Source organism: Knoellia pratensis (genome assembly GCF_042666395.1).
Classification (GTDB): Bacteria; Actinomycetota; Actinomycetes; order Actinomycetales; family Dermatophilaceae; genus Knoellia; species Knoellia pratensis.
Genome location: NZ_JBHTDJ010000003.1, coordinates 1,045,623 through 1,067,075, shown reverse-complemented (window position 1 = coordinate 1,067,075; position 21,453 = coordinate 1,045,623). Strand labels below are relative to the sequence as shown.

Below are 21,453 nucleotides of genomic sequence, written 5' to 3'. Positions count from 1 at the left end.
TGTATCGATCGCAGAGTGAAGGCTCACCGTGGGAGCAGCCGCAGGGCTTCGTGGATCGAGCGCGAGATCGGTGCGGCTGTGTCGGCTCCGTGGCCACCCTGGCTCACAGCGACGGACACGGCATACCGCGGCGTATTCGTCGGCGCGTAGGACTCGAACCACGACGTGTCCGACTTCCCGAAGACCTCCGCGGTCCCCGACTTCCCCGACACCGGCCAGTCGGCCGGCATCCCGGCAAACGTCAGTTCCCCGGTGCCGGACACGACGACGGCCCGAAGGGCATCACGCACGTATGCCGCGACGTCCTTGGGGAGCGCGGCGGCGTGCGTCGGACCAGCCGGAATGGCCTGTGCCACACCGGAAACCGGATCGACGATCTTCACTCCCACGCGCGGAGTCCGCACGACTCCCCCACTGGCGATCGCGGCATACGCGACTCCCATCTGCAGCGGCGTCGTCGCGACGTCACCCTGACCGATCGCGAAGTTCGCCGCATCACCGGCACGGAAGTCGGCGCCGGTCGCGCAGTTCTCCTTCGCCAAGGACCTCAGGTATGCCGCTCGCGCAGGATCGTTCTTGGCCACCTCCGGGTACCCGGAGGTTGCCCTCTTGCAGGTTTCGTCCTTGGTGGACTCCCACACCGACCGCTTCCATGCCCTGTCCGGGATCCGCCCTGCGGATTCGCCCGGGAGGTCGATGCCGGTCCGCTTGCCGAGTCCGAAGTCACGAACGGTCCTGATGAACGGGTCCTTGGCGTCGGAGGCCCTGAGGCCACCCAGCGCGAGCCAGGACCGGTAGGCGACGTCGTAGAAGACCGTGTCGCACGAGACCTCGAGCGCCTTGTGGAAGGTGATCGGCCCATAGCCGCGCGACTCGAAGTTCTGGAAGGCGCGGTTCCCGATCTCGTAGCTCGAGCCGCATTCATACGTGCCGGTGAGCGAGTTGCCTGCGGCCACCGCCGCGGGGACGCTCAGCGCCTTGAGGGTCGACGCCGGCGACATCGCCGCTGCAGTGGTGCGGGAGAGGAGTGGCGTCCCGGCATTCGGCGAGGTCAGGGCGGCGTACTCCTTGGCCGAGATGCCGCCGGTCCAGACGTTGGGGTCGTAGGTCGGGGCGCTCGCCGAGGCCACCACCTGCCCGTTCGTGACGTCAAGGACCACGACGCCACCGGAGTCCGCCGGTTGCCCGCGCTTGCGCGCCGCGGCCATCTCGCGGGCCAACGCCTTCTCGGTGGCGGCCTGAACGGCGGCGTCGATGCTCGTCACGAGGTCGCGCCCGGGGACGGGGTCGGTCTGCGACACCACCCCGGTCACGAGCCCACGCGGGTCAACCGAGACCGTCGTCCGACCCGGTGTCCCGCGCAGCGCCGAGTCGTACTGCTGCTCCAGCCCGGCTCGACCCACGAGGTCATCGCCGGTGACTCGACCGTCCGAGGCCGAGACCTCCTTCTCGGTGGCGCGGCCGAGATAGCCGAGGAGGTGAGCAGCATTGACTCCGAGGGGCGCTGGATAGCGGCGCACGGGCACGGCCTCGACGGCCACCCCGGGATAGAGGTCCGGACGTTCGACGAGGCTGAGGGCACGCTGCGGGTCGACACCACTCGCCACGGGGATGGGCACTTGTGGTGAGCCTGCCCAGCACGCGGGCGCTGGCGGCGCTTCGGGTTCACCGCACAGGTGGGTCCGCGCGAGGAGGTCGTCGACCGGGAGTTCCAGGGTCTTGGCCACTCTCGTCAACAGTGCTCGGGCCCCGTCATCGCTCTCGGCGACGACCCGGCGTTCGAGCGTCACCACAGTGACAGAGGTGTTGTCCGCCAACGCTTTTCCCGTCCGATCGAGAATGCGTCCTCGCACTGCTGGAACGACGATCTCGCGTGTGTTGAGGGTGGAGGCGGCTGCCGCATAGTCCGCGTGGTCGGTGAGCTGCACCTGCCCGAGCCGACCGAAGAGGACGACGAAGAGCAGGGCGACCACGGCGCCAGCGGCAAGGAACCGGCCCTGGTGTGCCGACCCGTCACGCGGGCGGATCCCGATGTTCGTCATGCGAACCGCCGCTGCTCGGCGTGCCGCTCCACAGCGGTCACGAGTGGCACGACGACGAGGGCCACGGTCGCCGTGGCCAGCACTCGGCCCAGCGACGATGCCAGGTCCACCGGCACTCCCTGCGCCAGGGCGATCAAGGCCCGCACCGACTCGAGCCCGCACCCGGCGCACGCGACCACGGTCACGACCCACACGAGCGACACCTGACCGGGGCGGCGGGCGAGTCCGAGACCAAGTCCGCACACGGCATACAGGAGGGCTTGGGTGCCGAGCACCGGCGAACCCGGCGGCAAGAGGTCGAGGAGCCAGCCGCCGACGAGCCCGGTCGCGACTCCGACTCGCGGCCCGGAGCGCAGGGCGGCGGAGGCCACGACGACGAGAACGAGGTCGGGCAGGGGCGCGAGGTGGCGAGCCCCGAGGGTCACCGCGAGCACCGCTCCGACGAGAAGCAGCGCGCCTCGCACCATCACACCCGCCGGGGTCACGGCGCCTCCCCGGTGACCGCGGCCCTCGGCGCCGCCCGAGGCGCGGTGAGCAGGACGCCGACGATGGACAGGGCGCCGACGTCGACTGCCGGGCGCACCGTGCCCGACGGTGCGAGCCGACCTCGTTGTGGCTCCACGGCGCTGACCGTGCCGACGACGACGCCCGGAACGAAGGGCCGACCGTCGACGCTTCCGAGAGTGCGGACCTCGTCGCCAATGCGCAGAGCGCCGGTCTGGACGAGGGTGAGCCCCAGTTCACCCGGGCGCCGCTCCGCAGCTGAGGCGGCCGACCCCCCGACGGTGGCCAGCGCGCCAGCGGCTCCCACGCGCACGCCGACGGCGACGTCGGGTCCGCCGACGACGAGGACGTCGCTCGTCCAGGGGGCGACTGACGCCACTCGTCCGACCAGCCCGTCGCCGGACACGACGGTGCGGTCCGTTGTCACGCCGTCGCGACTACCCACGTCGATGGTGATGCGCACAACGCCCTGCGGACCCGGTGCACCGACCCCGACGACCCTCGCCGGGACGACGCGTGCGCCGGCCGTGGAAGGTGCGGCGAGCAGAGCCTTCAACGCGGAGGCGTCGGCTCCGGCCAGCTGCGACTCGCGCAGGTCGCTGGCCAACCGGTCGTTCTCACGGCGCAGCTGCTCCTCGTTCGGGCGCCCGGCGGGAGCCAGCACGCGTTCGAGCGGGCCCAGCACCGTGGCAGCGCCGCGGCGCAACAGCCCCGGGCCCGGCCCACCGACGAGGTCGACCAGCACGAGGACCAGGGTGAGCAGCACCGCGACCGCGACGAACCGACGGCGTCGACGGTCGGACGCGTCGCCCCTCACGGCCGACGGTTGTCGACGAGGACGCGGTGCAGCGTGTCGAACTCCTCGACACACTTGCCAGCGCCCCGGGCGACGGCGCGCAGCGGATCGTCAGCGACGACAACGGGGACACCCAACTCGTGGTGCATCCGCTCGGCGAGGCCCCGCAGCAGCGCACCACCCCCGGTGAGGGTGATTCCCCGGTCGAGGATGTCGCCGGCGAGCTCGGGCGGGCAGACGTCGAGGACGGCCCGGGCCAGCTCGACCATCTGGAGGACGGGTGCCTCGATGGCCCGGCGGACTTCCGCCGACGAGATCGACACGGTCTTGGGCAGCCCGGACACGAGGTCTCGCCCGCGCACCCGCTCGCTCAGTTCGTGACGCATCGGGAAGGCCGACCCGACCGCGACCTTGATCTGTTCGGCGCTGCGTTCACCCATGAGCAGGGAGTACTCGGACTTCACGTGGGCGATGATCGCCTCGTCGATCTCGTCACCGCCGATGCGGATCGATCGTGACGTGACGATGCCGCCGAGGCTGATGACGGCGACGTTGGTGGTGCCGCCACCGAGGTCGACGACCATCGAGGCGTTGGTCTCCTCGATGGGCAGGTCCGCACCGATCGCGGCCGCCATCGGCTCCTCAATGACGTGGACGCGGCGAGCGCCGGCCCGCAGGGTCGAGTCCTCGAGCGCGCGGCGTTCGACGCTCGTGATGTCGCTCGGCACGCACACGACCATCCGCGGCCGGAAGATCCGTGACGGCGCGACCTGGTCGACGAACCAACGCAGCATCCGTTCGGTGACGTCGGCGTCGGAGATGACCCCGTCGCGCAGGGGGCGGATCGCGCTCACGGAGTCGGGGGTGCGGCCGAGCATCTCCTTGGCGCGATGGCCCGCAGCGAGCAGTTGGGAGGTCCCAGTGCGGACGGCGACGACCGACGGCTCGTCCAGGACGACCCCCCGACCCCGTTCGTAGATGACCGTGTTGGCGGTCCCGAGGTCGATCGCGAGGTCTCTCGCGCGCACCCATCGGTCCAGTCCAGCCACGTCCGCGATGCTACGCGTGGAGCCACGCCGGGTCAGTCGCCAACACGCGCAGGAACGGGCTCATCTGTCGATCGAGGCAGCCGCGTGAGGGCCACGAGCACGCCCACCAGCATGAGCGCCGCCGCCGCGACGTCGGCGATGTGCATTCCTGCCATGTATGCCGTCCGGCCGGCTGCCGTGAGCAGCTCACCCGGGATTGAGGGCAGGTGGCTGGCCACCGCGAGCGCGCCGGCCAAAGACTGGCTGGCCTCGTGCAGGTCGGCGTGGGGCAGAGACACGGTCGACGGAACCTCGAATCCGTGGCGGTAGCCGGCGTTGAGCATGGACCCGAGCACGGCGATGCCAAGGGCGCCGGCCATCTCTGAGGTGGTCTCGAGGAAGCCAGCCACCGAGCCGGAGCGGTCGGCGGGCACGGTGCCGACGACGTACTCCGTCACCAGGGTCGCCACGGAGACGATGCCAGCGGCGACGAGGGTCGCGCCGATGAGGCAGACCCAGACCGAGGAGTCGGCCTGAGCCCGGGTGAGCTCGACGAAGCCTGCCGCAGCCAGTGCCAGCGCCACCGCGATCACGCGAGGGCGACCGATGCGCGCGGCCATGGCACCCGCCGCAGGCGCGACCCCCGCGACGACGAGGCTCGGCGCCAGGCTCCACAGCGCCGCCCGCAGGGGGCTGAGTCCGAGAACCTGCTGGAGGTACTGGGTCAGCAGGATCGCGTTGCCGATGATCCCCGCCTGGGCGATGACGTTGACCGCGATCGACCCACCGAACCCGCGCCGGGCGAACAGGGAGAGATCGAGCAGGGGCTCGGCGCTGCGCAGCTGACGCACGACGAACAGGGAACCGCTGGCCACGCCGACGACGAGGCCCACTCCTGCGGGCACCGACCAGCCGACGGCCGCCGCCTCCTTGACGCCCCAGATGAACGGAAGCACCGCCGCCAGCACGAGGAACGCGCTGAGGACATCGATCCGGTGAGGGCGCTCGGAGCGGGACTCCGGCAGAAGCCGCGGCGCGACGACGAGCAGGGCAATCATGACGGGCACGTTGACCAGGAACACCGATCCCCACCAGACGTGCTCGAGGAGCACTCCGGCCAGGATCGGGCCGAGCCCGACTCCCCCTGCCATGACCGCCGACCAGATGCCGATGGCCTTCGCGCGCTGGACCTCGTCGTGGAAGATCGTGCGCACCAGGGCCAGGGTCGACGGCATCAGCGTGGCCCCTCCGACTCCCATGAGGGCGCGGGCAGCGATGAGCATCTCCGCGCTCGTCGACCAGGCCGCGAGCAGTGATGCCGCCGAGAACGCGACCGCTCCGATCAGGAGCAGGCGCCGCCGACCGATCCGGTCGCCGATCGCACCCATGGTGAGCAGGAGCCCAGCGAGGACGAACCCATAGATGTCGAAGATCCACAGCAGCTGGGTCGCGGACGGTTCCAGATCCTCGGCGATGAACGGCACGGCAAAGAACAGCACGGAGACGTCCATCGAGACGATGAGCAACGGGAGGCACAGGACCGCGAGTGAGATCCACTCGCGGCGGCCGGCCCTCGGCGGGCTCACCGTGGACGGTGAGGTGGTGTTGGTCATGGCAGAACCTTTCTGTGTACGACATATAGGTATATGCAATACGCAGAAAGTACCCCAGCATCCGTGTACGACGCAAGCAGTAATGCCCTAGGCTGGAATCATGCCCACCCCGAACCCGCCCCATGCGCCGATGCAGCCTCCGCTCCCCCGCTACCTGCAGCTGCTCTGGGACATCGAGCCGTCGGGTCGTCGCGGCCCCAAGCCGGGGCGCAGCATCCAGGAGATCGGCGCCGCTGCAGTGGGTCTCGCCGACCGCGAAGGACTCGAGGCGGTCTCCATGAAGGCGGTGGCAGCCGAGCTGGGCCTCACCACCATGTCGCTCTACCGCTACGTCGACTCCAAGGACGAGCTCGGGGCGGTCATGCTCGACGTCGCCTACGGACCGGTGGCCGATCGGCTCACCCATCGAGGGCGCTGGCGCACCCGGGCGGAGGCGTGGGCCCGAGCGGTCGCCGGGCTCTGCCGCGAGCACCCGTGGATCGTCGACCTCTCCCTCCCCGGACCGCCCCTCACCCCCAACGCCATCGACTGGATGGAGGCCGGGGTGCGCGCGCTCGCGCCGACGCCCCTCACCGGACAGCAGCAGCTCTCCTCCCTGCTGGTCATCGACGGCTACGTGCGCGACCACGTGCGCATGTGCGTGAGGTTCGGATTCCTTGGCGAACCCCGGGACGACGGACAGCTCTACGGCGCCCGCCTCGCCCAGCTCATCGACCCGTCCAGGTTCCCGCTGGTGAGCGCCGCGCAGGGCGCGTTCGAGGAAGACGACACCGACTTCTTCGAGACGGAGCTGACCTTCGGCCTGGGCCTGCTGCTCGACGGCATCGGTGCCATGGTCGACCGCGCCGGCTGAGTCCCTTCACGGCGGTGCTTGCGTCCGGCACTTCGACGACCTGGCCACCAAGGTGACGGACGCACGTGGCACAGACGCAAAAGGTATGCCGTCCGCGCACGTGCGCGGATGGCATACCTCAGGCGTGGTCTCACCTCAGGAGTGAGCTCACTTCTTGCGGTTGCACGGGTTGCCGACGTCCACGGACTGGCCGCGGTCGACGACGATGCTGCGCGTGCCCATCACCTTGCCCTGCTTGTTCTCGCAGGTGAGGTTCCAGGTCTCCTTGACGCCGGTGACGATGGCCGGGGTCGGAGGCTCGAACGACATCGTGCCGGTCCAGTCGGCACTGGCGCCGTTGGCGTAGTTGATGGCCTCGACGCGGTAGCCACCGGGCACCGGGTCGAGGGCCGCAGCGATCTCGGGGTTGGCGAGAGTCGCGGCCGACGCGACCTGGTTGCCGGCCGAGTCATAGATGTAGAAGTCCCAGTCGACATTCGGATCCGGGTTCGGGCCAGTCCAACCGAAGGTGAAGAGCACCTTGCCGTTGTCGTAGGTCGGCAGACCCTGGATGGTCACGTTGGAGAACTCGGACCCATTCACGGCGGGGATTCCTGCAGGGTTGGCGATCGGGGCGCTCGGCTGCGTCGGTGCGACCGGGTCACGTCCGTAGCGGCCAGCGACGAGCGGACGCGTTGACGGGTTGACCGCCCACGAGAACGCCCCGCCCTTGCCCACGAGCGACGAGGTGAGGACGTCGGTGAACGGGATCGGCGCTCCTACGGTGCCGTTCGGCTGGATGACCGGTGAGGTCATGCCCTGGTACGTCTTGCGGATGGTGAGCGTGGTGTTGGCCGGTGCCTTGCCCGTGATCGTGGAGTGCATCGACGGATCCACCGTGGCCGCTGCCATCCTGTAGTACGCCTCACGGTTGCCGCCCTTGCCGGCTCCGGCCGCGGGGGCCAGGCCCGCGTACTCGGCGACGACTCCGGTCTCGAACGTCGGGTGGAAGCCCTCGGTGCCGATCTCGAAGGTGAAGCCGAGGCCACCGGTGTTCCAGTAGCTCCAGTCCTCGGTCGACCCTGAGGTGTCATAGAGGCCGAACGACGGGATGTTGGCGTAGTCGTTGTGCTCGGCCATGTCGGCGCCGAGCGCGCGGTACTTGATCTCGTCGGGGCTGAAGCCGGTCGAGGCCAGCGATGGCGGCCGCAGGATGAGGTTGCTGTAGGTGTGGTTGGTGATGAGGTTGGTCACCTGGCGTCCGCTCACGAGCTTGCGGATGTTGTCGACCTCGGGCTCGCTGCCCGGAGCGTCGCCGCGGAAGGTGTCGCTGCGCCAGTTGGTCGATGCTCCGGGACCGCCCCAGAAACCGGGGTAGTTGCGGTTGGGGTCGGTGCCACGGAGACGACCAGCGAGGTTGTTGTCACACGTGCCGGGGATGTATGGCGCCGGTGTGGCGGCGCTGATCGCGCAGTTCTTGCGCTTCATCTCGTAGTCGAAGGTGCCGAAGTCGCCGATCGGCGAGGCCTCACGAGAGATCTCGAACCCGTCGACGTTGACCACCGGGACGACGATGGTGCGCATGTTCTTGAGCAGTCCGGCGTTGCGGGCGTCACCGCTCTCGAGGAGGTCGTAGGCGAACTCCAGAGCGTGCTCGGACGACGGCCACTCGCGGGCGTGGTGGGCACCCATCATGAGGAAGACTGGCTTGCCATCCTTGATGTTCGCGGCGTTGTCGGTGATCTCGATGCCGTGCACAGGCTTGCCGAGGACCGAGGTGTTCTCGAGCGTGAGCGGCTTGACCCGGGTCGGGTACTTCTGGGCCAGCGCCGCCATCTCCGCGTTGTAGTCCGCGAGGTGCCGATAGCTCGTGCGACCGCTGGGGAGCTGGGACATGGCCACGCTGGCGGCGTAGGCCTTGTCCTTCCTGGCGTTGGCGCGCGTCACCGCGGCGAGATCTGCCACCTTGACCGTCCATCGCTTCCCTGAGGCGCGCAGTCGGGCCACGTCAGCTGCTCCGTGCAGAACGACGTCGACACCGGTGGCGTCGGCGTGCTCGGTGGTGTCGAGCCCCAGGGCGTCGACTGCCGAGCGCTCCTTCTGCGTGGAGGCGTGGACGGTGACGATCTGCACCTTGTCGTCCTGCGCACTGGGCCGTGGCGCCGCGGTAGCGACTCCCGCACCCGCGAGACCGGCGGCGACCAGCGCGACGGCCGACACCACCCCCGGCCCGACTCGAGTGATCCTCATGCTTGCTCCTTCGATCAAGAGTGCGGCCCGAGGGGGACGCTGGACTCAACCTAGGGCGCTACTGCCGAGTTCGACCCTCGCAGAATCAACCGCTCTGGAGCGGAGGGTTCCAGCCGGGCGCGGCTCAGAGCTCGGGGAACCAGATCGCAATCTCGCGCGCAGCCGACTCCGGGGAGTCCGAACCGTGGACGATGTTCTTCTGGACTGATCCGCCCCAGTCGCGGCCGAGGTCGCCGCGGATGCTGCCGGGCGCCGCCTCGGTCGGGTTCGTCGCACCAGCGAGCGAACGGAAACCGGGGATGCAGCCCTGACCCTCGATGACCGCAGCGGTCACCGGGCCGGACGACATGAACTCAAGGAGCGGCTCGTAGAACGGCTTGCCCTCGTGCTCGGCGTAGTGCGCCGCGAGCATCTCGCGGGTCGGGGACGTCACCGCGAGGGCAGCGAGGGTGTAGCCCTTGGCTTCGACGCGACGCAGCACCTCCCCGGTGAGGCCGCGGGCGTAGCCGTCAGGCTTGACGAGGACGAGCGAGCGTTCGATGGTCACGCGGTCAGCCTAGCGAGCGGTCTCGGCGTCGCGTGCGCGGGCCGCCATCATCGCGTCGACCTCCTGGCCCTTGACGAGGCAGAGCACCCACAGTCCGGTGAAGACGAGGCCGACGCCGATCATCGCGGGCACCACGAACGCGCTGAGCCAGGTCAGCAGCTGGACGAGCCAGCCGAGCGGGAGCCCGAGCGGTCCGCGCAATAGTCCGGCCGCGACGAAGGCGAGGACAGCGAGTCCGCACCCGGCCCACAGGAGGGTCTGGGCGTTGTCGGCGCCGTCGGCGATGGCGTGCCCGCGTGCGAGCAGGGCGCCGAGAAGGATGATCAGGGCTTGGCCGCCGAGCACGCTCGCGAGCATCCGCCAGGTCATCTTGCCCGTCTGGCCGAAGAGGGGAAGGCGGGTCATCCGCGCTTCCACTCGCGCACGTCGATGGCGGCCTTGGCAGCCTCGAGCGGAGCCTTGGTCGCCTGCCGGTAGAGCTTGATCGCCGTGATCTTCTTGCCCTTGGCGAGAGCGAGGTCGATCGACTGCTGCACCTCGAGTGGCAGATCCTCGACCGGCCGGAAGCTGACCTTGTCGCCGCGCGTGTTGTCACGGAACTTGGTCACGAGCCAGAACACCAGCGCCGCGATGGCGATGATGAGGACCAGTTTGGTGAGCGGATGCATGCCACGAGGGTATGCCGCGTGCACTGGTTTGATGGACGGGTGCCTGTCCCAGCGTCGCCACCCCCACCTCGGCAACCCTCACCTTTGCGCCTGCGCCGGGTGGTGCTCGCGGTTGCGGGTCTGAACTTCGCGTGGTTCTGGGTCGAGATCGCGGTGGCCCTCGCCATCGGGTCGGTTGCGCTCTTCGCCGACAGTGTCGACTTCCTCGAGGACACCTCCATCAACCTGCTCATCGCGCTCGCCCTCGGGTGGGGTGCACGCCATCGAGCGATCGCCGGCAAGGTCCTGGCCGGGATCCTGCTGGTGCCGGCAGGGGCGGCGCTGTGGCAGGCGGTCTCCAAATGGGGCGACCCTGTGCCGCCGGACGTCGGGTGGCTGGTGGTGACCGCCGGGTCTGCCGCGCTCGTCAACGGGTTCTGCGCGTGGCTCCTCGCACGAGTCCGGACGACCGGCGGCAGTCTGTCGCGGGCGGCCTACCTGTCGGCTCGCAACGACGTCCTCGTGAACCTAGCGATCATCGCCATGGCCCTGGTGACCGCTCTGACGGGGTCAGGCTGGCCCGACCTCGTCCTCGGTCTCTTCATCGTCGTGATCGGCATCCACGCAGCCGCCGAGGTCTGGGAGGTGGCAAGTGAGGAGCACCTCGCCGCCAAAGCCCTTGCCGGCGAAGAGATCGACTGACCACCCCCGACCCGACTTCGTGCCCCTGACGGACACACGAGAGGGCCTTCGGCCCGACCGTCGTGTCCGTCAGGGGCACGAAGTCGAAAGAAGGTGGGTCAGACGTCGGTGACGCCGAGCAGCATGCGGACCTCGGCGGCCGTGATGACGGAGCCGGTTGCGAGGACTCCCCCACCGACGCCGCTCTCGTCGGCGATGCCGGCCGCACGGTCGAGGGCGTCGGGCAGGTCGTCGACAACCGTGACGCGACCCTCGCCGAAGATGCCCTTGGCGATCTCGCCGAGGTCGTTGGGACGCATGGCCCGGGCCGACGTGGTGCGCGTGATGATGACCTCGTCGAGGACCGGCTCGAGGATCTCGAGCATCTCGGAGGCGTCCTTGTCCTTGAGGATCGCGACGACGCCCACGAGCTTGGTGAAGGTGAAGGCCTCCTGCAGTCCGTCGCGCAGGGCGATCGCACCGGCCGGGTTGTGCGCGGCGTCGACGAGGACGGTGGGGCTGCGGCGCACGACCTCGAGCCGGCCCGGGGACGTTGCTGCAGCGAGTCCGGCCTTGAGGACGTCGAGGTCGAGCTCCTGCTCGCCGCCACCGAGGAACGCCTCGACCGCAGCGATGGCGAGCGTGGCGTTCTGGGCCATGTGCGCCCCATGGAACGGTAGGAAGAGATCGCCATAGGTCGTCGACAGGCCACGGACCGTCAGGGCCTGACCACCGAGGGCGACGTCGGCACCCTCGAGGCCGAACTGTTCTCCCTCGACGGCGATCTGTGCGCCGACTTCTTCGGCTCGCTCGGCCAGGATCGCCGTGACCGCCGGATCGCCCTGGTCGGCCGAGATGGCGATGCCACCAGCCTTGATGATCCCGGACTTCTCCAGGGCAATGTCGGTCACCCGGTTGCCCAGGAAGTGCTGGTGGTCGAGGGCGATGGGGGTGATGACGGAGACGACTCCGTCTGCGACGTTGGTCGCGTCCCAGCTGCCGCCCATGCCGACCTCGATGATCGCGACGTCCACCGGCGCATCCGCGAACGCTGCGTAGGCCACGGCCACGAGCACCTCGAAGTAGGTCATCCGTGGCTCGTCGTTCTGCGCCGACTTCGCGTCCACGAGGTCGATGAGCGGGATGACCTCGGCGTAGGAACGCAGGAACTTCTCGGCCTCGATCGGCCGACCACCGATGGCGATCCGCTCGAGCATGCTGTGCAAGTGCGGGGAGGTGAATCGCCCCGTCGTCAGGCCCATCTCGCGCAGAATCGACTCGACCACGCGAGCCGTCGTCGTCTTGCCGTTGGTGCCGGTGAGGTGGATGACCGGGTAGGTCCGCTGGGGATCACCGGCGAGCTCCATGACGGCCTGGATGCGGTCGAGAGAGGGCTCGAGGTCGTGCTCGGGTGCGCGAGCGAGGATCGACTCCTCGACCTCACGCAACCGCTGCATGATCTCGAGGTTGCGCGCTGCTTCGCGCTGGGAAGAGTCAGGAGCCGGTGCCATGCCCTCATTCTCTCAGCCTGGCACCGGCGCCTCGACCCACACGGTGTGCGCTCAGTCGAAGGAGACGCCTTCGAAGTCCTCCGGGGTGTACTCCCGAGGCTCGACGAGCACCATCCAGTTGCCGGAGTTGTCGCGCATGAGCGCCTCGACGCCGTAGGGCCGGTCCTCGGGTTCCTGGAGGAACTCCACCCCCTTGGCCTTGAGGTCCTCGACCGTCTTGCGGCAGTCGTCGACGTGGAGGCCGACTCCGGGGAGGCCGCCTTCCAGCTGCGCGCGCTGCATCGCGCCGATGAGCTCGTCGGACAGGGGCTTGCTCGGGGTTGTGAGGTGCAGCGAGAGCTCGGGCTGGCTCGGGTGGGTCACGGTGACCCAGCGGAAGTCCTCCCCGAGGACGATGTCGTCGCCGGCAGCGAAGCCGAGGACGTCGGTGTAGAAGGCGAGGGACTCATCGAGATCCTTCACCCAGACGGACACGAGGGACACGTTGGTGATCATGTGATCGACGGTATGCCGCCGTGTCAGGGTCGTGCTTCTCCCGAATTGCTGCGTATGCCGTCCGCTCCCGTTCCGGGGTCGACGCGCTTCTCCACGAGACCGGCCATGAACACCCAGCAGCCCGGGATGCGCGGGGCGCCGCTCACGGCATACCGGGATTGAAATGCGCTGGGAGTCTCGCCCACGATCTCGCGGAACCGACTGCTGAACGACCCGAGACTCGAGTAGCCGACCGCGTGACAGACCTCGGTGACGGTGAGGTTCGTCGTGCGAAGCAGATCCTGGGCTCGCTCGACCCGCCGCTCCCCGAGATGGGCGAGTGGGGTGAGGCCGTAGACCTTCGCGAAGGACCGGAGGAAGTGGAACTTGCTCAGCCGGGCGATCGCCGCCAGCTCTTCGAGGTCGAGTTCCTCGGCAAAGTGTCGGTCGATGTGGTCCCGCGCTCGACGCAGGTGCACGAGGACGTCACCGGGTACGCGTCGGGTCACCTCGTCGCCACGATGACGTGCCAGAGGAGACCCCGGTGAAGGTGCTGCGCGGTGAACCCGTGGTCCCGCAGGGTGGCGATCAGGTCTGCGGGTGGATGGGCGAAGGATCGGTACTCCCGCCCCATGACACGCAACCCGATGTTCTCCACCGCGGCGACAGCGCGAGCGACGACATTGCCCGGCGGATGACTGAGGACGACCATCGCGCGCGCGTGGTCGGCGGCGGCGCCGAGCAGCCGGTCTGCGTCCGGGTAGCAACAGATCACCCGGTGCATCACGACGACGTCAGCGGACTCTGCGACCGCACCGTCGGCGGCAACGTCCCCGATCCGTCTGACAGTGCGATCGGCGACACCGGCCTCGTTGGCGAGGGCCGCGGCCTGGTCGTCATACGAGCTGCTCAGCTCAAGGTTCGTCGTGCGTGCGGCACCGTGCCGCAGCAGCTCGAGCTGGATCTCGCCCACTCCCCCGCCGATCTCGAGGACGGTCGAACCCTGGACCCCCTGCGAGACAAGCCAATCGACCATCCGTTGCGCGGTCTTGTCGAGACCTCGCTTGCGGTAGCGCGACGCGACGTGCCGGGCGAACTTCGGCCCGAACACCTGGTCACACCCTCGTGGGTCACAGCAGCCTGACACCTCCCGAGTATGCCCCGCGCGGCCTCGCACCGGGAGGCTCAGCGGTGGACGACCTCGGACTCCGGCGGCAGCGTGGGCTCGCCGGGCTTCCAGCCGGGAGGGGCGAAGAGGTAGCCCGCCCGGTCGTGCCACGATTGGGCGCCACGCACGTCGCGCACGGCCGCAAGGAACTCGCCGTACTGCAGCCGGAACGGGTTGTGCGTCGTCACGGGGACGGTGAGCCCGTAGATCGGGATGTCCTCCTCCTCGGCGTAGGTGCCGAAGATGCGGTCCCAGATGATGAGGATGCCGGCGTAGTTCTTGTCGAGGTACTGCTTCTGGCTCGCGTGGTGCACCCGGTGGTGACTCGGGGTGTTGAAGATGAGCTCGAACGGCCCCCACAGCTTCGGGATCGTCTCGGTGTGCACCCAGAACTGGTAGATGAGGTTGAGCGAGAACGCGAAGAAGATCATCCACGGCGGCACCCCGAGCAACGGGAGCGGCGTCCAGAAGAGCAGCTCGCCCCACGGATTCCACTTCTGCCTCAGGGCCACCGAGTAGTTGAAGTGGACCGACGAGTGGTGCGCCTGGTGCGCGGCCCAGAGGATGCGGATGCGGTGGCTCGCGCGGTGGTAGCCGTACCAGAGCAGGTCGACGGCGAGCAGCGTGAAGACCCAGGTCCACGGGTTGCTCGCGTCCATGTGCCACGGCGCGATGTTCCACAGGGCGAAGTAGAGGAAGAGCGCCGCGAAACGGGCACCGAGGTTGATGATCACCGAGCCGACGGCGCTGCCGAGGTTGGCGGCCGTGTCGGGCGAGGAGTAGCCCTTCCTGGGGTTGTCTCCCAGCTCGTCGTCGTGGTCGTCGAGGTACTTGAGCGCGAACAGTTCGAGCACGATGAACAGCGCGAAGAACGGGATCGCAAACGTCACCGGGTCGTGGAACGGGTTGCTGATGATCTCCCACGGGCTGCCCATGGCGCCAAGTTACTAGACCGTAGGGTGGCCCGCCGTAACCCGCGCCACACCCAGCGACTTCGTGCCCCAAACGGACACGCAGACGGAGGCCTGCGGCCGACGAAGCGTGTCCGTTTGGGGCACGAAGTCGAACGTGCTTCAGGCGAGTTTCGACACGAGGATCCGGACCGCTTCGCCGTCACCGACCGTGGCATCCGTGGCGCCGTTGCCCGCAGGGATCGCATCGAGCTGGGGCGCCGAGCCGAACTGGGTCGCGAGGGTCTCGTCGACGATGAGCGCCTGGTGGGCCACCGTCGCCTCCCACACGACCTGAGATCCCGTGACCGTCAGGGAGATGCGATCGCTCACGTCGAGGCCGGCCTCGCGGCGAGCCTGCTGGACGGCGCGGATGACGTCGCGAGCCAGACCCTCGGCCGCCAACTCGGGCGTGACCTCGGTGTCGAGCACGACGAAGCCACCACCGGGCAGGACCGCGGTCGCACGTGACGCTTCCCCGCCACCCTCGACGACGGTCTCGAGCGAGTACTCACCCTCGACGAGTTCCAACCCGCCACTGGTGACGGTGCCGTCCTCGGCGACCGACCAGTCGCCGGACTTCGAGCCCTTGATCGCGGTCTGGACCTCACGGCCGAGGCGCGGTCCAGCTGCACGGGCGTTGACGGTGAGCTTCTGCGTGACGCCGAAGTCACTGTCGCCAGCAGCGTCGAGGTCGAGCAGCGACACCTGACGAACGTTGACCTCGTCGGCGATGATCGCCGCGAAGTCCTGCAGGTCTGCGGCACCGGGCACGACGACGGTGAGGTCGCGCAGGGGCAGGCGCACGCGCAGCTTCTCGGACTTGCGCAGCGACGACGCCACCGAGCAGATGATCCGCGCCTGGTCCATCCGCGCGACGAGCTCGTCATCGGCCGGCAGCTCGTCAACCGACGGCCAGTCGGTGAGGTGCACAGACCGTTCGCCGGTGAGTCCGCGCCAGATCTCCTCGGAGACGAGCGGCAGCAGGGGCGCGGTCACTCGAGTCAGCACCTCGAGCGTCGTGTAGAGCGTGTCGAACGCAGCGCGCGTGTCAGCGTCCGATCCGTCCGCCGCGTCACCAGAGGCGGTGTCCCAGAAGCGTTCTCGCGAACGACGGATGTACCAGTTGGTCAGGACGTCGACGAACCCGCGCACCGAGTCGCACGCACCGGCCACGTCGAGACCGTCGAGCTGGGCCGTCGTCGTCTCGACGAGCTGGCGCAGCTTCGCCAACAGATAACGATCCAAGGGTGCCGTCGAAGCGGTCGACGACTGTGCGGCATACCCCGCTCCGTCCGAACCACTACCAGCGCCGTAGGCGTTGGCGTAGAGGGAGAAGAAGTACCACGTGCTCCACAGCGGGATCTGCACCTGGCGCACTCCCTCGCGGATGGCCTCCTCGGTGACGATGAGGTTGCCACCACGCAGGATCGGCGAGGCCATGAGGAACCAGCGCATGGCGTCGGCGCCGTCACGGTCGAAGACCTCACGCACGTCCGGGTAGTTCTTCAGCGACTTCGACATCTTCTGGCCGTCGGAGCCGAGGACGATGCCGTGCGAGATCACCGAGCTGAACGCGGGACGGTCGAAGAGGGCCGTCGACAGGATGTGCAGCATGTAGAACCAGCCGCGGGTCTGCCCGATGTACTCGACGATGAAGTCGGCCGGGAAGTGGTGCTCGAACCACTGCGCGTTCTCGAACGGGTAGTGCACCTGGGCATAGCTCATCGACCCGGAGTCGAACCAGACGTCCAGCACGTCCTCGACGCGACGCATCGTGGACTTCCCCGTCGGGTCGTCCGGGTTGGGGCGCGTGAGCGAGTCGACGAAGGGGCGGTGCAGGTCGGGCTCACCCGCGGCGTTCCGCGGCAGGCGCCCGAAGTCGCGCTCGATCTCCTCGAAGGAGCCGTAGACGTCGATGCGCGGGTGGGCCGGGTCGTCGGACTGCCACACGGGAACAGGACTGCCCCAGAAGCGATTTCGCGTGATCGACCAGTCGCGGGCGTTCTCGAGCCAACGGCCGAACTGACCGTCCTTGACGTGCTCGGGCACCCACTCGATCTGCTGGTTGAGCTCGACCATGCGGTCCTTGAACTTCGTCACCTCGACGAACCAGGACGACACACCCTTGTAGATGAGCGGCTGACGGCAGCGCCAGCAGTGCGGATACGAGTGGTCATAGGTCTCGCGGCGCAGCAGCACGGTGCCCGCCGTCACGGACCCGGCCTCACCCGACCCCCGAGTCGAGGCCTTGAGGTGGTCGATGATCGGCGCGTTGGCGTCGAAGACGAGCAGGCCTTCGTATTCCGACACGGGGAACGTGAAGGCACCGTCGGCGCCGACCGGCATGACCGGTTCGATGTTCTCGCGGTCGGTGACGATCTTGTCGTCCTCACCGAAGGCGCCCGCGCTGTGCACGAGCCCGGTGCCGTCGGTCGTCGTGACGAAGTCGGCCTCGACGACGCGGAAGGCGTTCTCGTGCCCGGCGTAGTAGGAGAACGGCGGGGTGTAGCCGCGGCCGAGGAGGTCCGCACCCTTGAGCCGCTCCACCACGGCGTCGTCCAGCGCACCGGTGTCGAGACCCAGGTCCTTGGCGTACGCCGCAAGGCGCCCCTCGGCAAGGATGTAGCGCTCGGTCGCGCCGGTGAAGTCGGACTCCACGACGACGTAGTCGATGTCGGGGCCGACCATGATCGCGAGGTTGCTCGGCAGCGTCCACGGCGTCGTCGTCCAGATGAGCGCCAATTCGCCTGTCTCGAGCCGCAGTCCGACGGTGACGGCCGGGTCCTGGCGCTGCTGGTAGACCTCGTCGTCCATGCGGAGCTCGTGGTTGGACAGCGGCGTCTGGTCGTTCCAGCAGTAAGGCAGCACACGGAAGCCCTCATAGACGAGGCCCTTGTCGTAGAGCGACTTGAACGCCCACATGACCGACTCCATGTAGGGCGCGTTGAGCGTCTTGTAGTCGTTGTCGAAGTCGACCCAGCGCGCCTGGCGGGTGACGTAGTCGCGCCACTCGTCGGTGTACTTGAGGACGGAGGAGCGGCAGGCGTCGTTGAACTTCTCGATGCCGAGCTCGAGGATCTCGTCCTTGGTCTTGATGCCGAGCTGGCTCATGGCCTCGAGCTCGGCGGGCAGCCCGTGGGTGTCCCAACCGAAGCGGCGCTCGACGCGGCGGCCACGCATCGTCTGGAAGCGCGGCACGAGGTCCTTGACGTAGCCGGTGAGCAGGTGGCCGTAGTGCGGCAGACCGTTGGCGAAGGGAGGGCCGTCGTAGAAGACGAACTCGTTGTCACCGTTCTCGCCTGCATCGCGCTGCTCGATCGAGGCCTTGAAGGTGTCGTCGGCGTCCCAGTAGGCGAGGACGGCTTCCTCGATCTGCGGGAAGCGGGGGCTCGAAGGCACCTTGGGGGTGCCCGACTGCTCCGGCTGGTCGCCGCTGGTGGAGACCTGGGGGTAGGCCATCGTCGTCTCGTCCTCTACTCGATCGGCTGCGCGTTGCGCTCCTGCTGACCGAGGACGACGTCACCGGGATCGATCCCGGCAGCACCGCGGTACCACCCCGCTTGCCGCACCCGCGCACTCTCTCGAGTGCCCGGCATACAACCGCTCTTGTCGTGGGTCGTGACGCGACCCGCACGTCCGGTTCTAATGAGCGACCCGAGGGACGCCGTTCTTCCGGAGGCTCGCCGCTGATGACGGCTCGAACGCCTGTGAGCCCAGTCTAACGGCAGTTGGGAGGCGTCTGGGAGCGCGCTAGACTCGGCCCGTTGCCGAGCCTTCGGTGACTCCAACCGCGTCCGCGGGGGAAAGCCGGTCCAACTCCGGCGCTGACCCGCAACCGTAGGCCCCCGTGAGGGTGGCGAGCCGGACCTCCTCGTTGGCGCGAGCGGCTCCACATCACCCGTCGAGGTCACGGGACGGAGCCCGAACAGCCACTTGGCCGGGTTCGGGCGATCGTCACGAACCGCCGAGGAAGGCTGTACCCCTCATGCTCCGCACCGCTCTTCGCGTGCGCGTCGCCGCGCCCTTTGCGCTGGCTGCGCTCACCCTGGGTATGCCGTCCCTCGCCGTTGCCGAGACCACGCCGACTCCCAGCCCGACCACGTCCGCGAGCAGCACCCCGACCCCGTCGGCGACCCCCACGGAGTCCCCCTCAGCGACCACGACCCCCACCTCTACCCCCACGGACGCGACGACCGCGACCCCCAGCCCCACCACCAGGGCGTCGCAGACGCCGGTGGCGCCCCAGCTCGCGCCCCAGCTCGCGCCCCAGACCGCTGGGGACCCGGCGTTCGCCCTGGTCCCCGTGGGCAACTCCGAGCTCCAGCAGGGTCGGTACGCGGCACACTTCCTCGCCCAGCAGCTCCGGGCTGCGGGCGATCACCTCAACTTCCCCGTCTCCGAATATGGCACGTCCGCGGACACCGGCAACACGATCGACGCGATCCTCGCGCTGGACGCGACCGACACCGGAGGCACGGCCGCCGCGGCTGCCACTGCCTGGGTCGAGAAGAACGTCGGGGACTACATCGCCTACCCGGGCAGCCCGGTGAGCAGCGGCGGCACGGGCAAGACGCTCATCCTCGCGGCGGCTCAGGGCCGTGACCCGCACGCCTTCGGTGGCTTCGACCTTGTCGCCGAGCTGCAGAAGCTCGTCACTGCGGAGGGTCGCTTCGGCACCGCCGACAACGACTATGGCTTCACGATCAACCAGATCCTCCCGATGATCGGGCTGCAGAAGGCTGGCGTGGCCGTGCCCGACGCCAGCCTCGCGTTCCTGGGCGCCCAGCAGTGCGCCGACGGCGGAGTGCGGGGTGGCCTCGTCGGGGCGGCCTGCACGAGCGACCCGGACGCCACGGCGTTCGCGGCGCAGGCCTTCCTCGCACTGGGCGATACCGCGCGTGCCACCAAGGCTCTGGACTACCTCGTGTCGCGTCAGCGTGCCGACGGCGCCCTGACCAACGCCAGCGGTGAGGGTGCCAACGCCAACACCACGGGTGTCGCCGCTCAGGCCTTTGCTCTCGGAGGGCGAGACGCCGCCTACCTCAAGGCAGCCTCCTTCATCGTGAGCCTGCAGTGGAAGTGCGAGGTCGCGACGCAGTACCGCGGCGGCATCGCCTTCACGAGTGCCGACCGCACCGTCAACACTGTCAATGTCGAGAAGGCCGTCCGCGCAACCCCGCAGGCCGTGCTCGGCCTCGTCGCCGGCGCCCTGCCCACCGTCGACAGCGACGGCATGGTGGCCACGACCACCGCTCAGCCCTGTGCGGCGCCGACCACGACGACCTCGAACCCGACGTCGACGGCCACGTCCACCGGCTCCACCGGGCCGACAACGGGGTCCCCCACGACCTCGGGCCGCTCAGCGCCCACCGGCCAGGGTCTGGCCTACACGGGTGCGTCTCCGCTCATGCCTCTCACCATCGCAGTGCTCCTCCTCCTCGCCGGCGCTGCGACGATCCTCGTCTCGCGCCGTCGGGGGACTCACCAGTGATCCTGAGGCACCTCACCCACCGGTTCCTCGCCCTCGCGGGGAGCCTGACCATCGCGGCCGCTGGCTTCGTCGGGGCAGCCGCCCCGGCGCAGGCGGCCGCCTGCTCCAGCACCAACGGGGTGACCGTCGTCGTCCAGTCCTCGGCGGGCACATCGACGAAGTGCGCAGGCGGCGACCCGTCGTCGGCGATGGCAGCCCTGCGCGATTCAGGCCACTCGATCACCTTCATCCGCAACCAGCCCGGATTCATCTGCCAGATCGACGGTTTCCCCAACGTCACGTGTGCGACTCCGCCCCCGGTTGACGCCTACTGGGCCTTCTTCCACGGGCCTGCCGGTGGCTCGTGGACCTACAGCCAGAGCGGTGCGGGCAGCTACAACCCCAAGCCGGGCTCGTCGGTGGGCTTCCGTTTCGGCTCGGGCACACCGCCGTCGGTCCGACCGGCTGCACCTGCACCTGCGCCCGCGCCTGCGCCGAAGCCGACCTCGGCCAAGCCGAAGCAGACGACCGCCGCCCCCAGGCCCACGACGGCGGCGCCTCGTGCGACGACCAATGCACCACGCCGCACCGCCGCTCCCGTGCCGGCGCAGACCAGCGCGGCCGCTCGCAGGGCAGCCACAGCGGCATCCTCAGCTGCGTCGGCTGCGGCGTCGGCCAGCGCCTCCGCATCTGCGTCTGCGTCCGCCGCCAGTGCCAGCGCCAGCACCTCGGCATCCCCGACCGCGTCCGCTGCGTCTGACGTGAGCGCACAAAAGCCCCCCCGCACGGGTTCGGGCAGCTCCGGCCGCCTCGTCGGCGGCGGAGTCCTGCTCCTCGCCCTGGCCACTGCTGTCGGGGCCGTTGCCCTGCGCCGTCGTCAGGCTGCAGGTGCATCGTCCGCAACGCCCACGGACACGCCGGCACCGTGACCCGCCCC

19 protein-coding genes are annotated in these 21,453 nt (G+C 69.1%); 4 read left to right on the top strand and 15 right to left on the bottom strand.

The genetic code is table 11. The features are described from left to right. Nucleotides 1–23: 23 nt before the first annotated feature. Genes mrdA through ACFQRE_RS14930 form a run of 5 tightly spaced genes read right to left on the bottom strand, consistent with a single transcriptional unit; the run spans nt 24 to nt 5,983 of the window. Nucleotides 24–2,042, bottom strand: a complete 2,019-nt coding sequence (mrdA, locus tag ACFQRE_RS14950) for a penicillin-binding protein 2 (protein ID WP_380123728.1) — start codon at nt 2,040–2,042, stop codon at nt 24–26. Next, the gene (gene mreD, locus ACFQRE_RS14945; protein WP_380123725.1) at nt 2,039–2,527 is read right to left on the bottom strand and encodes a rod shape-determining protein MreD; all 489 of its coding nucleotides are present in this window, start codon (nt 2,525–2,527) and stop codon (nt 2,039–2,041) included. Before mreD ends, mrdA begins: the two co-directional genes overlap by 4 nt. Continuing rightward, the gene (gene mreC, locus ACFQRE_RS14940) at nt 2,524–3,363 is read right to left on the bottom strand and encodes a rod shape-determining protein MreC (protein WP_380123723.1); all 840 of its coding nucleotides are present in this window, start codon (nt 3,361–3,363) and stop codon (nt 2,524–2,526) included. Before mreC ends, mreD begins: the two co-directional genes overlap by 4 nt. After that, nucleotides 3,360–4,391 carry a rod shape-determining protein gene (gene mreB, locus ACFQRE_RS14935; RefSeq protein ID WP_380123719.1) on the bottom strand — a complete coding sequence of 344 codons (1,032 nt, stop codon included), beginning with the start codon at nt 4,389–4,391 and terminating at the stop codon, nt 3,360–3,362. Before mreB ends, mreC begins: the two co-directional genes overlap by 4 nt. Before the next feature lie 32 nt (nt 4,392–4,423). Further along, the gene (locus ACFQRE_RS14930; protein ID WP_380123717.1) at nt 4,424–5,983 is read right to left on the bottom strand and encodes an MFS transporter; all 1,560 of its coding nucleotides are present in this window, start codon (nt 5,981–5,983) and stop codon (nt 4,424–4,426) included. Between the two features lie 100 nt (nt 5,984–6,083). On the opposite strand from ACFQRE_RS14930, the gene ACFQRE_RS14925 reads away from it, so the two are divergent. Beyond that, nucleotides 6,084–6,836 carry a TetR/AcrR family transcriptional regulator gene (locus ACFQRE_RS14925; protein WP_380123713.1) on the top strand — a complete coding sequence of 251 codons (753 nt, stop codon included), beginning with the start codon at nt 6,084–6,086 and terminating at the stop codon, nt 6,834–6,836. 147 nt (nt 6,837–6,983) lie between these two features. On the opposite strand, the gene ACFQRE_RS14920 is transcribed toward ACFQRE_RS14925, so the two are convergent. The 4 genes from ACFQRE_RS14920 to ACFQRE_RS14905 form a co-directional block, all read right to left on the bottom strand. Continuing rightward, nucleotides 6,984–9,065, bottom strand: coding sequence for a M14 family zinc carboxypeptidase (locus tag ACFQRE_RS14920; protein WP_380123709.1), 2,082 nt, complete (start codon nt 9,063–9,065; stop codon nt 6,984–6,986). 124 nt (nt 9,066–9,189) lie between these two features. Further along, on the bottom strand, nt 9,190–9,612 hold the full coding sequence (gene ndk, locus ACFQRE_RS14915; RefSeq protein WP_380123707.1) for a nucleoside-diphosphate kinase: 423 nt from the start codon (nt 9,610–9,612) through the stop codon (nt 9,190–9,192). A 9-nt stretch (nt 9,613–9,621) separates the two neighbouring features. Next, nucleotides 9,622–10,017: a DUF4233 domain-containing protein gene (locus ACFQRE_RS14910; RefSeq protein ID WP_380123704.1), complete on the bottom strand. Its 396-nt coding sequence runs from the start codon at nt 10,015–10,017 to the stop codon at nt 9,622–9,624. Continuing rightward, a complete protein-coding gene (locus ACFQRE_RS14905) occupies nt 10,014–10,280 on the bottom strand; it encodes a hypothetical protein (RefSeq protein ID WP_380123702.1) in 267 nt (88 codons plus the stop codon). Before ACFQRE_RS14905 ends, ACFQRE_RS14910 begins: the two co-directional genes overlap by 4 nt. A gap of 99 nt (nt 10,281–10,379) precedes the next feature. Here ACFQRE_RS14905 and ACFQRE_RS14900 point away from each other — a divergent pair, with 99 nt between their 5' ends. Continuing rightward, on the top strand, nt 10,380–10,961 hold the full coding sequence (locus tag ACFQRE_RS14900) for a cation transporter (RefSeq protein ID WP_380123698.1): 582 nt from the start codon (nt 10,380–10,382) through the stop codon (nt 10,959–10,961). 98 nt (nt 10,962–11,059) lie between these two features. Here ACFQRE_RS14900 and ACFQRE_RS14895 read toward each other — a convergent pair whose 3' ends face one another. The 6 genes from ACFQRE_RS14895 to ileS all read right to left on the bottom strand — a co-directional run bounded on the left by ACFQRE_RS14895 (nt 11,060) and on the right by ileS (nt 18,505). Continuing rightward, on the bottom strand, nt 11,060–12,451 hold the full coding sequence (locus ACFQRE_RS14895; protein ID WP_380123695.1) for a bifunctional folylpolyglutamate synthase/dihydrofolate synthase: 1,392 nt from the start codon (nt 12,449–12,451) through the stop codon (nt 11,060–11,062). A 51-nt stretch (nt 12,452–12,502) separates the two neighbouring features. Continuing rightward, the gene (locus ACFQRE_RS14890; RefSeq protein WP_380123693.1) at nt 12,503–12,946 is read right to left on the bottom strand and encodes a VOC family protein; all 444 of its coding nucleotides are present in this window, start codon (nt 12,944–12,946) and stop codon (nt 12,503–12,505) included. Between the two features lie 23 nt (nt 12,947–12,969). Beyond that, nucleotides 12,970–13,434 carry a helix-turn-helix domain-containing protein gene (locus tag ACFQRE_RS14885; protein ID WP_380123691.1) on the bottom strand — a complete coding sequence of 155 codons (465 nt, stop codon included), beginning with the start codon at nt 13,432–13,434 and terminating at the stop codon, nt 12,970–12,972. After that, nucleotides 13,431–14,036, bottom strand: a complete 606-nt coding sequence (locus ACFQRE_RS14880) for a class I SAM-dependent methyltransferase (protein ID WP_380123689.1) — start codon at nt 14,034–14,036, stop codon at nt 13,431–13,433. Before ACFQRE_RS14880 ends, ACFQRE_RS14885 begins: the two co-directional genes overlap by 4 nt. A 74-nt stretch (nt 14,037–14,110) precedes the next feature. Then, nucleotides 14,111–15,028 carry a sterol desaturase family protein gene (locus ACFQRE_RS14875; protein WP_380123686.1) on the bottom strand — a complete coding sequence of 306 codons (918 nt, stop codon included), beginning with the start codon at nt 15,026–15,028 and terminating at the stop codon, nt 14,111–14,113. Nucleotides 15,029–15,166: 138 nt separating this feature from the next. Further along, nucleotides 15,167–18,505 carry an isoleucine--tRNA ligase gene (gene ileS, locus ACFQRE_RS14870; protein ID WP_380123684.1) on the bottom strand — a complete coding sequence of 1,113 codons (3,339 nt, stop codon included), beginning with the start codon at nt 18,503–18,505 and terminating at the stop codon, nt 15,167–15,169. Nucleotides 18,506–19,031: 526 nt separating this feature from the next. Between ileS and ACFQRE_RS14865 the strand changes: the two genes are divergently transcribed. After that, on the top strand, nt 19,032–20,537 hold the full coding sequence (locus tag ACFQRE_RS14865) for a hypothetical protein (RefSeq protein WP_380123682.1): 1,506 nt from the start codon (nt 19,032–19,034) through the stop codon (nt 20,535–20,537). Then, nucleotides 20,534–21,445, top strand: a complete 912-nt coding sequence (locus tag ACFQRE_RS14860; RefSeq protein ID WP_380123680.1) for a hypothetical protein — start codon at nt 20,534–20,536, stop codon at nt 21,443–21,445. Before ACFQRE_RS14865 ends, ACFQRE_RS14860 begins: the two co-directional genes overlap by 4 nt. The last annotated feature ends 8 nt before the right edge of the window (nt 21,446–21,453 follow it).